This is a genomic window from Domibacillus sp. F004 (assembly GCF_057814295.1).
The window spans coordinates 15,470-31,132 of record NZ_JBVATB010000003.1 but is presented as its reverse complement, the minus strand read 5'-3'; the positions used below and the strand labels follow the sequence as shown (position 1 = coordinate 31,132).

Genomic DNA, 15,663 nt, shown 5'->3' with positions numbered 1-15,663 from the left:
CATCGCTTTCTTTTTGTTAAACACGATTGTTAATTAAACGATTTTTGGCTCATTTCGTATTTCGTCTTGGAACCACGGTTCTAAGACGCCTTGCAGAACAGTTGAAAGGCTGCTCTAACACTATAAAACGTCAGGAGAACGTGAGAGCGCATGCACGTTCTTTAAACATTTCATAGCGTTAACAAGATAAACATCAACAGTGTTCTATACTAGAGCTATGTTAAAAAACGAGAAAGAAGGCAGCAATTATGGAACTATTATTTATCGGTGATATTGTCGGTTCACCTGGCCGGGATATGGTAAGTGAGTATTTGCCAAAATTAAAACAAAAGTATCGGCCATCAATGACGATTATAAACGGTGAAAATGCAGCAGGCGGCCGCGGTATTACGGAAAAGATTTATAAAACCTTTATGAACGATGGAGCGAATGTTATCACTCTCGGTAATCATGCGTGGGACAATCGAGATATTTTTGAATTTATTGACGGAGCAAAATGGCTTGTACGGCCAGCTAACTTTCCTGAAGGAACGCCTGGAAAAGGGATTGCTTACGTGCCGGCAGGTGAATTTGAAGTAGCTGTGATCAATCTTCAGGGACGTGTCTTTATGAACGATCTTGACTGTCCGTTTAAAAAGGCGAATGAACTTATTGAGGAAGCGAGGAAGCGCACACCGTTTATTTTCGTCGATTTTCATGCAGAAACGACGAGTGAGAAGCAGGCGATGGGTTGGTTTTTAGATGGGCGGGTGACAGCGGTCGTTGGAACGCATACACACGTACAGACAGCAGATAACCGAGTGCTGCCAGGAGGTACAGCCTATTTAACAGATGTAGGCATGACAGGCCCTTATGATGGCATTCTTGGCATGGAGAAAGAAGCCATCATCAAAAAGTTTCAAAATGCACTACCGGCTCGTTTTGAAGTACCGAAAGAAGGACGCACGCAGTTATCAGGCTGCATCGTCCAAGCTGACCGGAAAACAGGTCTCTCCAAATCGATCCGGCGTATTTTAATTAACGAAGACCATCCATTCAGTGATTATTAATTCATAGCCCCGCCTCAATTGAATATATATGAAAGACGAATCGAGGTTTTTGAAAGGGGATAAACGAATGGATGTCTTGAAAGTATCGTCAAAATCAAACCCGAATTCAGTCGCCGGTGCGCTTGCTGGCGTCTTGCGTGAAAGAGGAAACGCAGAAATTCAAGCCGTCGGTGCAGGCGCCCTTAATCAGGCGGTTAAAGCTGTGGCGATTGCCCGGGGATTCGTTGCACCGGGCGGCATTGATTTAATCTGTATCCCTGCATTTACAAGTATAATGATTGCTGGTGAAGCGAGGACAGCGATGAAATTAATTATTCAATCCCGCTAAAAATTTCGGTCAATTGACCGAAATTTTTTTTTTGTGGAAAATCATTTGCATTTTTAAGATAAAAAGAATACACTATCAACATTGTTTAAACCCGATTCATTTAATGAGGATTATCATAAGTGATTTGGTATTTTTAACATAAGAGATTCATATAGTGATTTACTTTAAAAAATGATAGACTAAAGGAAGTAAATCAATTGATTTGGCACGATTAAAGGAGTGTAACAAACGATGTTAGAACAACTTTCATGGAAAGTGGGAGGACAGCAAGGAGAAGGGATTGAAAGCACGGGAGAAATTTTCTCTACGGCCCTGAACCGCCTTGGCTATTATCTGTACGGATACCGCCACTTTTCATCCCGCATTAAAGGCGGACATACAAACAATAAAATTCGTGTCGGTATCACGAAAGTAAGTGCGATAGCGGATGACCTCGATATTCTTGTTGCATTTGACCAAGAAACAATCGATGTCAACTATCAGGAACTTCATAAAGATGGGATTATCATTGCTGACACAAAATTTAAACCGGTGAAGCCGACTGATACAGAAGCGGCATTTTACGCGGTTCCATTTACAGAAATCGCAACAGAACTTGGCACGTCTCTTATGAAAAACATGGTCGCGGTCGGTGCAACGTGTGCGATCATTAACCTGGATGTATCGGTATTTCTTGATGTTGTTGAGGAAATCTTCGGCCGTAAAGGGGAAAAGGTTGTCCAGAAAAATATGGAGGCCATTCAACAGGGCTATGATTATATGAAAGAAAAAATGGGTGGACAGTCAAGCGTACTTGAACTGCCGCCAGCGGATGGAAACAAGCGTATGTTTATGATCGGCAACGATGCGATTGCCCTCGGTGCGCTTGCAGCAGGTGTCCGTCTTATGCCAGCTTACCCGATTACACCGGCTTCTGAAATTATGGAGTATTTAATCAAAAAACTGCCGAAAGTCGGTGGTGCCGTCATTCAAACGGAAGATGAAATTGCGGCAGCGACCATGGCGATTGGTGCAAACTACGGCGGGATTCGGTCATTTACAGCGTCTGCAGGCCCTGGTCTGTCCCTCATGATGGAAGCCATTGGCCTATCCGGTATGACGGAAATACCACTTGTTGTGATTGATACACAGCGCGGCGGTCCATCGACCGGCCTTCCGACAAAACAGGAACAGTCAGATTTAATGGCGATGATTTACGGCACACATGGTGAAATTCCGAAAGTGGTCATCGCGCCGGGTACAGCAGAAGAAGGGTTCTATGATACAATTGAAGCCTTTAATATTGCTGAAGAATACCAAGTGCCGGTTATTCTATTATCTGATTTGCAACTGTCTTTAGGTAAACATACAGTGGATAAGCTCGATTATAATAAGATTGACATTCGCCGTGGTAAACTTGTTACAGAAGGTGTACCGGAAGCGGAAAATAAGGCATATTTTAAACGATATGAAGTAACAGAAGACGGTGTGTCGCCGCGTGTTATTCCAGGTGTTGTAAACGGAATCCATCACGTAACCGGCGTTGAGCATGATGAGACAGGTAAACCGTCTGAATCACCAGCGAACCGGAAAGCGCAAATGGACAAGCGGATGCGCAAGCTGAATAACTTGCATAAGACGTTCCCGAATCCAATTGAAAAGAATGTGAAACATGAAGAAGCGGATCTTCTATTAATTGGCTTTAACTCGACAGGCGGTGCGATTGAAGAAGCAATGGTACGTTTAGAAGCTGATGGGATAAAAGTGAACCATGCGCGTGTGCGACTTATCCATCCATTCCCAACGGACGAAATTTTGCCATTAATCGAATCAGCGAAACATGTTGCTGTCGTGGAAAACAATGCAACAGGACAACTGGCAAGCATTATTAAAATGAATGCGGGCTATCCGCAAAAAATTAAAAGTATTTTGAAATATGATGGAAATCCGTTCCAACCGCATCATATTGTTGATAGCAGCAAGGAGTTGATCTAATCATGGTGACATTTAAAGAATTCCGTAATAACGTAAAACCAAACTGGTGTCCAGGCTGTGGTGACTTCTCGGTGCAGGCAGCGATTCAGCGGGCTGCAGCAAATGTGGGCTTAACACCTGAAAACTTAGCTGTTATATCTGGTATCGGCTGTTCTGGCCGTATTTCAGGATACATTAACTCATACGGTCTTCATGGTATTCACGGCCGAGCGCTTCCGATTGCCCAGGGTGTTAAAATGGCAAATAAAGATTTAACGGTTATTGCCTCAGGCGGTGATGGGGATGGTTTTGCAATCGGTATGGGCCATACAATTCATGCAATGCGTCGTAATATCGACTTGACATATATCGTCATGGACAACCAAATATACGGATTAACGAAAGGACAGACGTCTCCGCGTTCAGCAGCAGGATTTAAAACAAAGTCCACTCCGCAAGGATCTATTGAGCAGACTCTTTCTCCTATGCAGTTAGCCGTTACAACAGGGGCAACATTTGTCGCACAAAGTTTTTCGACGGACTTAAAAGATTTAACGGCCATCATTGAAGCAGGCATTAATCATAAAGGTTTTTCCTTAATTAACGTCTTTAGTCCATGTGTGACCTATAATAAAGTGAACACGTATGACTGGTTTAAAGAAAACTTAACGAAGCTTGCGGACATTGAAGGCTATGATCCATCAAGCCGTGAAGGTGCGATGAATACATTGATGCAGCACGATGACTTAGTGACAGGCATCATTTACCAAAATAAAGAACGTTCCTCTTATCAGCAGCTTGTCAATGGCTATTCGGAAGAACCGCTAGCACATGCTGATTTGAAAATGAATGAAGCTGCGTTTGATGAGCTTCTCAAAGAATTTATGTAATTTTTTTGACGCAGAGAATTTACAACTCTGCGTCTTTTGCAGCTGTTCGCTTGAGCACATTGTTTTTCCGTTATATACTAAAGGAATGTGCACGATAGTCTAGCAAGATCGGAAAGGAGATTTACGATGAACGAAGAACAACGAAAAGACGGGCAGCAGGCGATTAATCCATCGGACAAAAAATCCGACAAGGATTACAGCAAGTATTTTGAAACCGTTTATACACCGCCTTCGTTAAAAGAAGCGAAAAAACGAGGAAAAGAAGAAGTCACTCATCTTGACTTTAAAATTGATGAACGGTTTCAAGGAATGGGCAAAGAACGAAACTTTTACATTCGCACGTATGGATGTCAAATGAATGAACACGATACAGAAGTGATGGCCGGTATTTTCATGGCGCTCGGTTATACAGCTGTTCATACGCCAGAAGAAGCAGACGTCATTTTATTGAACACGTGTGCCATTCGTGAAAATGCAGAAAATAAAGTATTTGGAGAACTCGGTTTTTTAAAGCAACTCAAACGAGATAATCCCAATTTATTGCTCGGTGTATGTGGCTGTATGTCACAGGAAGAGGCAGTCGTTAATAAAATTTTGAAATCATATCATCACGTCGATATGATTTTTGGTACGCATAACATTCACCGTTTGCCGGAAATTTTAAATGAAGCATATCTATCAAAGGAAATGGTTGTCGAGGTATGGTCGAAAGAAGGCGACGTGATTGAAAACTTGCCGAAAGTACGCCGTGGAAATATTAAAGCATGGGTGAACATTATGTACGGCTGCGATAAGTTTTGCACGTACTGTATTGTCCCTTATACACGCGGGAAAGAGCGAAGCCGGCGTCCTGAAGAAATTATTAGGGAAGTGAGACATCTCGCTGCACAAGGGTACCAAGAAGTGACATTGCTCGGTCAAAACGTTAATGCGTACGGAAAAGACCTTGACGATATGAAGTACGGTCTTGGAGAATTAATGGATGAAATTCGTCATATCGGCATTCCGCGCGTCCGCTTTATGACGAGCCATCCACGTGACTTTGATGATCAGTTAATCGAAGTGCTTGCAAAAGGCGGTAATTTAATGGATCACATTCATTTGCCTGTACAATCAGGTTCAACGGATGTGTTGAAAATTATGGCACGTAAATATACGCGTGAGGACTATCTTGAACTTGTCCGTAAAATTAAAACCGCAATTCCGAATGTGACGCTGACAACGGATATTATTGTTGGCTATCCAAATGAAACGAATGAGCAATTTGAAGAAACGATGTCACTTTACCGTGAAGTCGGCTTCGAACTTGCGTACACATACATTTACTCGCCGCGTGAAGGTACACCGGCGGCGAAGATGGTTGACAATGTCCCGATGGAAGTGAAAAAAGAACGTCTTCAGCGTTTAAATGCCCTCGTGAATGAGCTTGCCGGTGAATCTATGAAGAAATATGAAGGGCAAGTTGTCGACGTATTAATTGAAGGCGAAAGCAAAAAGAACCCGGATGTTTTAGCAGGCTACACAACGAAAAGCAAGCTCGTCAATGTAAAAGCACCAAAGTCAGCGATTGGCAAAATTATTCCGGTGAAAATTACGGAAGCGAAAACGTGGTCGCTTGATGGAGTAGCAGTAGAAAATCAAAAAATGGCCGGGGTGAACTAATATGGAAAAAGCATTATACACAAAAGATGATATTATCGCAAAAGCAACAGAAATTGCAAACATGATTTCGGCAACGGAAGAAGTAGAATTTTTTAAGCAGGCAGAGGCTAAAATTCATGAAAACCAAAAGCTGCGTGAAAAGATGGCCAGCTTGAAAAGTTTACAAAAACAAGCTGTAAACTTCCAGCATTACGGCAAAGAGTCTGCTTTAAAAATGGTTGAAGAAAAAATTGAAAAAATTGAAATTGAACTGGATGAAATGCCTATTGTTCAGCAGTTCAAACAGTCTCAAACGGATGTAAATGAAATTTTACAAATGGTTGCAACGGCGATTTCAAACAAAGTAACGGATAATATACTTGAAGAAACGGGCGGCGATTTGCTGAGAGGCGAGACCGGCGCACAAGTTCAAAATAGTACACCGGGCAGCTGTTAAAAAGCAGTCCAATCCCGTCACGAACATCGTGACGGGATTTTTGTTTGAAAAAATGGGAAGTGCAAACGGAATTGCCGTGCGAAAAATTTTCATGGGCACCACACTTACACATGCTGCATACAATACAAAGACTAACAAAGGGAGGGACGCACATCTTGAGTCAATATCGCGAAATCATCACGAAGTCCGTCGTCGCCAAAGGCAGAAAGTACACGCAGACGCATCATGCTGTTTTGCCGCCAAATAAGCCGTCCGGCATTCTAGGTTGCTGGATCATTAATCATGAGTACAAGGCCAAGAAAAACGGCCATAAGACAGAGGTGTTTGGCACGTACGAGATCAACGTCTGGTATTCTTATCACAATCATACGAAAACAGCTGTCGTAACGGAAAAAGTGGACTACAAAGATGTGATCAAACTTTCCTATCGTGATGATGACTGCAGCGGAGATGACGATGTTTGGGTGAAGGTTATTCAACAGCCAAATTGCCAGGAAGCGGTTATAAGTGACTGCGGCACAAAAATTAATGTGCAGGCTGAACGGGAACTAACGGTAGAAGTTACTGGCGATACAAAAATAACGGTTTCTGTTCATGATTATGAAGATGAGTGGGACTGTGAGCGAGAAACGGCTGAAGAGCATCATCACCACTAAATTGCGCTGCGGGGAACAGACTGTTTTCCCGCTTTTTTTCTGTGTGCTATACTAACAGAAGAAGATCGACAGAGAGGGATTAAACATGGCACAATATACTCCAATGATTCAACAATATTTGCGTGTAAAGGCAGACTATGAAGATGCCTTTTTATTTTTTCGCATGGGTGATTTTTACGAAATGTTTTTTGATGATGCGCAAAAAGCAAGTCAAATACTGGAAATTACTTTAACGTCACGTGAGGGCGGCAGTCAAGATCGGATTCCAATGTGCGGCGTGCCTTATCATTCGGCGAAAGGATATATAGAACGACTCATTGCAGAAGGACATAAAGTCGCGATTTGTGAACAGCAAGAAGATCCGAAACAAGCGAAAGGTGTAATTAAACGAGAAGTCGTACAAGTCATAACACCTGGTACAATGATGGAAGGCGCAGGGATTCAAGAGAAAGAAAATCATTACCTTGCTTCACTGGAGCAGTCTAGTAATGACTATGCTGTTGCGGCTGCAGACTTAACGACTGGTGAATGCCGAACCGCTGTTTTTCATTCATTTGACAGCGCACTGCATGAGCTTGCTGCCTACGGTGTAAAAGAAATTATTATGAATGATGCGTGGAATTCGGAAGAAATAAAGAAAATTAACGACCGTTTTGGAGCGGTTATTTCGATTGAAGAGAATACAGATGAAATTACATTTGATACGCTTTTATCAAAATTAACGCACGCCCTAACTAGAAAAGCATCTGTCCGTCTTTATCATTATCTCTATCGGACACAGAAGCGGAATCTCGATCATTTACAACCGGCAGAACAGTATGAAATCCACGATTACATGAATATCGATTATTATTCGAAGCGAAATCTTGAACTGACCGAAACGATTCGTTCAAAAGGAAAGAAAGGATCACTATTATGGCTTCTTGATGAAACAAAAACGTCTATGGGCGGACGGATGCTTAAGCAATGGATTGATCGCCCGCTTTTGAATGTAGAAGACATTAATCGCCGTCTTGGTATTGTGGAAACGTTTATGGCGTCTTTTTTCGAACGAGAAGAATTGCGTGAACAGTTAAAAGAAGTGTATGATCTTGAGCGGCTTGCAGGGCGTGTGGCGTTTGGCAATGTTAATGCACGCGACCTTATTCAGCTGAAAAAATCACTTGGCCAAATTCCGCAATTAATGGATATATTGAAAAAAATTAATGGAACTGACGTACAGAAATTAGCGGACAAGCTTGATCCGTGTACAGAGCTTTTTGACTTGCTTGAAGGTGCGCTTATGACTGAGCCGCCGATTTCTGTTAAAGAAGGCGGGATGATTGCAGACGGATTCGCTCCCCAGCTTGATGAATACCGTGATGCTGCACGGAATGGCAAGCAATGGATTGCTGAACTTGAAAAAGAAGAGCGGGAAAAAACGGGAATTAGGTCATTGAAAATTGGTTATAACCGCATTTTTGGTTATTATATTGAAGTGACGAAAGCGAATCTTAGTTTACTTGAAGAGGGCCGCTATGAACGGAAACAAACACTAGCAAACTGTGAGCGGTTTGTGACGCCAGAATTAAAAGAAAAAGAGACGCTTATTTTAGAAGCGAATGATAAGATGATAGAACTTGAATACGAACTCTTTTCACAGTTGCGTGAAAAAGTAAAAGAGTTTATTCCGCGTTTGCAAAAATTGGCTCGTACGGTTAGTGAAATTGACGTGTTGCAATGTTTTGCAGCTATTAGTGAATCACGTCGGTTTGTGCGTCCTGTTTTTTCAACAGACCGCACGATGATCATCGAAGAAGGCCGTCACCCAGTTGTGGAAAAAGTGATGGACGCCCAGCTTTTTGTCCCTAATCATTGCTTGATGGGGCCTAAACGCGATATGCTGCTTATTACTGGCCCGAATATGTCTGGGAAGAGTACATACATGCGGCAAGTAGCACTTATTGCTATTTTGGCTCAAATCGGCTGCTATGTACCAGCTGACAAAGCGGTACTACCCATATTTGACCAAATATTTACTCGGATTGGGGCGGCCGATGATTTGGTTTCGGGACAAAGTACGTTTATGGTAGAAATGCTGGAAGCGAAACATGCGATTGTAAATGCAACGGACCGATCACTCATTTTATTTGATGAAATTGGCCGCGGTACGTCCACCTATGATGGGATGGCTCTAGCACAGGCAATGATTGAATATATTCATAAAAATATTCGAGCGAAAACGTTATTTTCCACACATTACCATGAATTGACTGTGCTTGATCAGTCACTGGAGCATGTGCAAAATGTGCACGTCACCGCTGCTGAACAAGAGGGAAAAGTCGTTTTTTTGCATAGGGTAAAAGACGGGGCGGCAGATAAAAGTTATGGCATTCATGTTGCGCAACTAGCAGGACTTCCAAATGCGGTTATCACACGTGCGGATGAGTTGTTGCGCTCGTTTGAACATAAAGAAACCAAGCCCGAACCTGAAATCATTAACGAAGGACAGTTATCGTTTTTTAAAGAAGAACCGGTATCTCAGCCTGTATTAAAAGAAGATAAAACCATCGTTTCCAAGCTGCTAAGCTATGACATTATGGAAATGACACCGATGGAAGCAATGAACACACTATATGCCTTGCAAAAATCAGTAAAGAAGTCAACAAACTGATTAAATTGCTAAAAAAAATGAAGTTATAAAAAAATGAGGTGATAAAATGGGCATCATCATTCAGCTCAATGAATCGCTGTCAAACAAAATTGCCGCCGGTGAAGTCGTCGAGCGCCCAGCATCGGTTGTAAAAGAATTAACAGAAAATGCGCTTGATGCGGGGAGCACAGTCATTGAAATTGATGTGGAAGAAGCCGGCCTCTCTTCTATCCGGGTTTCAGATAATGGAGCGGGAATGGCAAACGATGATGTGGAACGTGCGTTTTATCGTCATGCGACGAGCAAAATTAAAGATGAAGCCGACCTCTTTCGCATTCGTACACTCGGTTTTCGAGGGGAAGCATTACCGAGTATTGCCTCTGTCTCGGATTTGAAGATGACGACTTCAACGGGGGAAAATGCGGGTACAGAAATAATTCTTTCTGGAGGGGTTATACAATCTAAAAAACCGGGACTGGCACGAAAAGGGACAGAAATAATGGTATCCAATTTATTTTTCAATACACCAGCACGCTTGAAATATATGAAAAGTGTGCCTACGGAACTTGGAAACATTACGGACGTGGTCAATCGGATGGCGCTCAGCCGGCCAGATGTATCATTTCGTCTCCGCCATAATGACCGGGAATTGTTAAAAACGAATGGAAACGGCGATGCGAAGCAAGTCATTGCCGCCATTTACGGCATCAATATTGCTAAAAGCATGATTCCCGTTCATGCCAGATCACTTGACTTTGAATTGTCTGGATTTCTCTCACTGCCCGAAGTGACGAGAGCTTCACGTAATTATATGTCGATGATGGTTAATGGACGCTTTATCAAAAATTACAAAGTGTCGAACGCTATTTTAGAAGGATATCACACGTTTTTGCCAATCGGCCGCTATCCGATCGTGCTTGTCAATATGAAAATGGATCCGCTGCTTGTAGATGTTAACGTACATCCATCCAAACTTGAAGTCCGTTTTAGCAAAGAGCAGGAGCTTTGTGCGCTTTTATCGGCTGCTATCAAAGAGGCGCTCCGAAAAGAGACGCTCATTCCAGATGCATTGCCGACGTTAAAAAAACGCAAAGATTTCAACGAGCAGCGAGCTTTTCAATTTGAGGCACCGCAGCCGAGTAAGCCTGCGATGCCGCCAAAAGAAGAAGTGGAAAAACTTTATAAGCCTGAATTTTACAATCAGCCGGTGAAAGAAACGATACCAGTAATTGAAACAGTCACGCTTCCTGATCAAGAAGAACCGGTAACAGACCGGATTCCGCCGCTGTATCCAATCGGTCAAATGCATGGCACCTACATTTTTGCCCAAAATGAAAAGGGGTTGTATATGATTGATCAGCATGCCGCTCAGGAGCGGCTAAAATATGAATACTTTCGAGAAAAAGTAGGCCGGATTGAAAACGAACTGCAGGAATTGCTTATTCCGATGACATTTGAGTTTTCGGCAGATGAGTATTTGAAAGTGGAAGAAAATCGTCCATTTCTTGAAGAAGTCGGTGTCTTTCTAGAACCGTTTGGGGATAAGTCGTACATTGTTAAAGCGCATCCGTCCTGGTTTCCAACAGGGGAAGAGCGCGATGTAATCGAAGAAATGATTGAAGAAGTGCTTCAGATGAAAAAACCGGATGTGAAAAAAATTCGTGAGGAAGCAGCGGTTTTAATGAGCTGCAAAGGCTCAATCAAAGCGAACCGGCATTTGCGGAAGGATGAAATTGAGCAGTTATTAAATGATTTGCGTGAAAGCGAAGATCCATTCACATGTCCGCATGGCCGTCCGATTATGATTCATTTGTCAACCTATGATATTGAAAAAATGTTTAAACGGATTATGTAAAGAAGAGAGAATCAAACAAGAGCGTGATCTCGTATAAGAGGCCACGCTCTTATTCTTTATGCGTTAAACAAAGCATATTCGGGTAAGACAATGCCTTCTTTTGTTAAATAGGTTTCAATATGTTCAACTGTTTTTCGTGAAATCGCAACGCGTGTATATTTCTTATCGTTGCCTTCAATAACGTGCCATGGTGCATAGGCGTGATCGGTTCGGCGCAGCATCTCTTCGGCCGCTTCGATATACAAATCCCATTTATTCCGATTACGCCAATCTTCATCGGTAATCTTCCATCGTTTAAGCGGATTGTTCTGCCGTTCTTCAAAACGTTTCAGCTGCTCCTCTTTTGAAATTTGCAGCCAAAATTTGATCATAATGTAGCGGTCATCTGTTAGTAATTTTTCGAAATCATTTATTTCATCATACGCACGCTTCCATTCTTCCTTCTTCGCAAATCCTTCAATACGCTCAACTAAAACACGTCCGTACCATGATCGGTCAAAAATTGTCAATTGCCCGTACTGCGGGATTTTTCGCCAAAATCGCTGCATGTAATGATAGCGCGATTCATGAGGAGCAGGTGCGGAAATTGGATGAACGGCTATACCGCGAGGATCGAGTTCGGCTGTCATTCGTTTGATCGCACCGCCTTTACCAGCTGCATCCATCCCTTCCATAACGACGATTAAACCGATTTTTTCACGGAACAATAGCTGTTGCAAACTGAGTAAGCGGCGCTGGTATTTTTCAAGTTCCGCTTGATACTCTTTTTTTACATCGAGGTGCTTGTCCTGTTTTAATTTATTTAACTTTATTTCCATATGTATCGCCTCCTTTTTTACTATACCCGAAAAAAAGGCTCTTGGAACAAAGAGAAAAATATTTGACACCGCTTCCAATAGCGTGTAGGATAAACAGTTGTTTTAACAAGGAGGGGAGTTACATGGAAAAGTATATTTTATCTATTGATCAAGGAACGACAAGTTCACGGGCGATTTTATTTAATAAAGAAGGGGAAATCGTTCATTCTGCGCAAAAAGAATTTACGCAATATTTTCCGCATCCAGGCTGGGTTGAGCACGACGCGAATGAAATTTGGGGTTCAGTTTTATCTTGTATGGCAACAGTATTAACTGAAAAAGAGGTCCGTGCCAATCAGATCGAAGCAATCGGCATTACGAATCAGCGTGAAACAGCGGTAATCTGGGATAAAGAAACGGGCCGTCCGATCTATCATGCGGTTGTTTGGCAGTCACGTCAGACAGCGGATATTTGCGCCGAGTTAAAACAAAATGGATATGAGCAGCTATTTCGTGATAAAACAGGCCTTCTTATCGATCCATATTTTTCTGGAACGAAAGTAAAATGGATTCTTGATCAAGTAGAAGGAGCCCGTCTGCTGGCCGAACAAGGAAAACTGTTGTTTGGCACAATGGATACGTGGCTCATTTGGAAATTAACGGATGGTGCGGTGCACGTCACCGATTATTCGAATGCATCGCGTACATTACTGTTCAACATTCATACACTCGAATGGGATAAAGAACTGCTTGATATCTTAAATATACCGGAAGCGATTCTTCCACATGTGCGCCCGTCATCGGATGTATATGGAATGACTTCGCCCGTTCATTTTTTCGGTCAGGAAATTCCAGTTGCAGGAGCCGCAGGTGATCAGCAGGCTGCTTTGTTCGGACAAGCATGTTTTGATAAAGGAATGGCAAAAAACACATATGGAACGGGTTGTTTTATGCTCATGAACACTGGTGAAAAAGCGATCAAGTCTGAACATGGTTTACTGACAACGATCGCATGGGGGATGGATGGAAAAGTCGAATATGCACTTGAAGGCAGTATTTTCGTCTCCGGTTCTGCAATCCAATGGCTCCGAGACGGACTGCGGATGTTAAAAAAAGCGAGTGACAGCGAGCAGTATGCGGAGCGGGTTTCCTCAACTGACGGTGTCTATGTTGTACCGGCATTCGTTGGACTTGGCACACCGTACTGGGAAAGTGATGTGCGCGGTGCTGTATTCGGCTTGACACGAGGTACAGAAAAAGAACATTTCATTCGTGCGGTACTTGAGTCTCTGGCGTATCAAACGAAAGATGTACTGGAAGTTATGGAAGCAGATTCCGGTATTTCATTGAAAACGCTCCGGGTCGATGGCGGTGCGGTTATGAATTCTTTTTTAATGCAATTCCAGAGTGATTTGTTGAATGTCCCTGTTGAACGGACAAAAATTAATGAAACGACGGCACTCGGCGCAGCCTATTTAGCCGGTCTTGCGGTTGGTTTCTGGAGCGATCGCACAGAAATTGCTCGTAAGTGGCAGGTAGATTGTATATTTAAACCGAGCATGGAAGAAGCCGTTCGCAATGAATTGTACAGCGGATGGAAAAAGGCCGTGAAAGCAGCTATTGCCTTTCAATAAAGGGGGGGTGCTCTTATAAGGCAACTCCGTTTATATAAGGCTGAGAGATTGAAAGAGATCTGAAATGAGACAGTGATGACTGTTCGATTATTCAGGTCTTTTTTTCGTCTTTTAAGGGTACATAATAAAGCGAGGGGATGAGAAAATGAACTTTTCAAATAAGAACCGGGCAGAAAAAATAAACATGTTAAAAATTGAAACGTTTGATGTGCTTATTATTGGGGGCGGTATCACGGGCGCGGGAATTGCACTCGATGCAGTAATGCGAGGAATGAAGACAGCTGTTATTGATATGCAAGATTTTGCAGCGGGTACATCTAGCCGCTCCACAAAGCTTGTGCACGGAGGACTTCGTTATTTAAAACAGCTTGAAGTGAAAATGGTTGCGGAAATTGGGAAAGAACGAGCGATTGTATATGAAAATGGACCACATGTGACGACACCGGAGTGGATGCTTTTGCCGCTGCACCAAGGGGGTACATTTGGAAAATATACAACGTCTGCTGCCCTGCGTGTATATGACTTTTTAGCGAGTGTAAAGCGATCTGAACGACGCTCCATGCTTTCAGTAGCTGAAACAATAAAAAAAGAACCATTGATTAAAAAAGAGGGTTTAAAAGGGAGCGGTTACTATGTAGAATATCGCACGGATGACGCCAGGTTAACGATTGAAGTGGTAAAAAAAGCGGCTGAGAAGGGTGCTCTTTGTTTGAACTATGTGAAGGCAGATGGATTTCAGTATGAAAACGGTCGTATAACGGGAATTGAAGCAGTCGATCAAATAAATGGCAGCTCCTTTAACATTTCAGCTAAAAAGGTTATTAATGCATCTGGTCCTTGGGTGGATTCCGTCCGAAAAAAAGATAGTGCTAAAGATGGCAAGCAGCTGCGCCTTACAAAAGGAATTCATATCGTTATGGACGAGTCTGTATTCCCGCTTCAACAGGCCGTTTATTTTGATACACCGGACAAGCGGATGGTATTTGCGATTCCGCGCGAAGGCAAAACGTATATTGGTACGACGGATACATTCTATGAAGGGGATCCAATTCGCCCGGATGTGACAGCGGAAGACCGAATCTACTTGCTTGAAGCGATCCGATACATGTTCCCATCTGTTAATGTGAACGAATCGAACATTGAATCTTCATGGTCAGGCGTACGGCCACTTATTTATGAAGAGGGAAAAGACCCATCGGACATTTCACGTAAAGATGAGATTTGGGAATCAGAGACAGGTTTATTGACGATTGCCGGTGGAAAATTGACTGGCTACCGAAAAATGGCGGAAATGATTGTGGATCGTGTGGCGAAATGGTTTAAAGAAGAACAATTTATTTTATTCAGTTCGTCCGAAACGAAATATTTGCCGATTTCAGGCGGGGATGTCGGTGGTTCAGCGAAGTTTCAGACGTATGTTCAAGAAAAAACAGCTGCTGGCATGGCAAAAGGATTTTCAAAAGAAGAAGCAGAGACACTTGTTAATAAGTATGGTTCAAACGTGGATAAATTATTTGCCCATAAGAAAGAAAACAATACGCTGCCAAATGTGCTGTACGCGCAGCTTATGTACGGTATAGAAGAAGAAATGGTTTACACACCGGCTGACTTTTTCATTCGTCGTATTAGTGCGCTGCTGTTTGATTTGGAAACCGTTCTTCATTATAAAGAAGTATGCACAGATATGTTAGCTGACCATTTTAACTGGTCTCAAACAGAAAAAGAAAAGCATATAGCTGAATTAGAAGCAGAAATCGCTGCCTGTTCTTAA

12 protein-coding genes are annotated in these 15,663 nt (G+C 42.6%); 11 read left to right on the top strand and 1 reads right to left on the bottom strand.

Going from position 1 to position 15,663, the window contains the following annotated elements:
- Positions 1–248: 248 nt before the first annotated feature.
- The 9 genes from ACZYRN_RS08765 to mutL all read left to right on the top strand — a co-directional run bounded on the left by ACZYRN_RS08765 (position 249) and on the right by mutL (position 11,461).
- Positions 249–1,049 (top strand): TIGR00282 family metallophosphoesterase, encoded by an 801-nt coding sequence (locus tag ACZYRN_RS08765; RefSeq protein WP_488911171.1) that lies wholly within the window; start codon positions 249–251, stop codon positions 1,047–1,049.
- Positions 1,050–1,116: 67 nt separating this feature from the next.
- Positions 1,117–1,377 carry a stage V sporulation protein S gene (locus ACZYRN_RS08760; RefSeq protein ID WP_488911170.1) on the top strand — a complete coding sequence of 87 codons (261 nt, stop codon included), beginning with the start codon at positions 1,117–1,119 and terminating at the stop codon, positions 1,375–1,377.
- Positions 1,378–1,608: 231 nt separating this feature from the next.
- Positions 1,609–3,351, top strand: coding sequence for a 2-oxoacid:acceptor oxidoreductase subunit alpha (locus ACZYRN_RS08755; RefSeq protein WP_488911169.1), 1,743 nt, complete (start codon positions 1,609–1,611; stop codon positions 3,349–3,351).
- 2 nt (positions 3,352–3,353) lie between these two features.
- Entirely contained in the window at positions 3,354–4,220 is an 867-nt protein-coding gene (locus tag ACZYRN_RS08750; RefSeq protein ID WP_488911168.1) for a 2-oxoacid:ferredoxin oxidoreductase subunit beta, read from the top strand.
- A gap of 126 nt (positions 4,221–4,346) precedes the next feature.
- Positions 4,347–5,882 (top strand): tRNA (N6-isopentenyl adenosine(37)-C2)-methylthiotransferase MiaB, encoded by a 1,536-nt coding sequence (gene miaB, locus ACZYRN_RS08745; RefSeq protein WP_488911167.1) that lies wholly within the window; start codon positions 4,347–4,349, stop codon positions 5,880–5,882.
- Position 5,883: 1 nt separating this feature from the next.
- Complete coding sequence (locus ACZYRN_RS08740) at positions 5,884–6,318, top strand: YlbF/YmcA family competence regulator (protein ID WP_488911166.1); 435 nt, start codon at positions 5,884–5,886, stop codon at positions 6,316–6,318.
- Positions 6,319–6,473: 155 nt separating this feature from the next.
- Entirely contained in the window at positions 6,474–6,974 is a 501-nt protein-coding gene (cotE, locus tag ACZYRN_RS08735; protein ID WP_488911165.1) for an outer spore coat protein CotE, read from the top strand.
- An 85-nt stretch (positions 6,975–7,059) separates the two neighbouring features.
- Positions 7,060–9,627, top strand: a complete 2,568-nt coding sequence (gene mutS / locus ACZYRN_RS08730; RefSeq protein WP_488911164.1) for a DNA mismatch repair protein MutS — start codon at positions 7,060–7,062, stop codon at positions 9,625–9,627.
- A gap of 46 nt (positions 9,628–9,673) precedes the next feature.
- A complete protein-coding gene (gene mutL, locus ACZYRN_RS08725; protein WP_488911163.1) occupies positions 9,674–11,461 on the top strand; it encodes a DNA mismatch repair endonuclease MutL in 1,788 nt (595 codons plus the stop codon).
- 56 nt (positions 11,462–11,517) lie between these two features.
- Here the strand turns inward: mutL and ACZYRN_RS08720 are convergent, their stop codons facing one another.
- Positions 11,518–12,279 carry a polyphosphate kinase 2 family protein gene (locus ACZYRN_RS08720; protein WP_488911162.1) on the bottom strand — a complete coding sequence of 254 codons (762 nt, stop codon included), beginning with the start codon at positions 12,277–12,279 and terminating at the stop codon, positions 11,518–11,520.
- 122 nt (positions 12,280–12,401) lie between these two features.
- Here ACZYRN_RS08720 and glpK point away from each other — a divergent pair, with 122 nt between their 5' ends.
- Together glpK and ACZYRN_RS08710 are read left to right on the top strand one after the other, a co-directional pair.
- The gene (glpK, locus tag ACZYRN_RS08715; RefSeq protein ID WP_488911160.1) at positions 12,402–13,892 is read left to right on the top strand and encodes a glycerol kinase GlpK; all 1,491 of its coding nucleotides are present in this window, start codon (positions 12,402–12,404) and stop codon (positions 13,890–13,892) included.
- 145 nt (positions 13,893–14,037) lie between these two features.
- A complete protein-coding gene (locus ACZYRN_RS08710; protein ID WP_488911159.1) occupies positions 14,038–15,663 on the top strand; it encodes a glycerol-3-phosphate dehydrogenase/oxidase in 1,626 nt (541 codons plus the stop codon).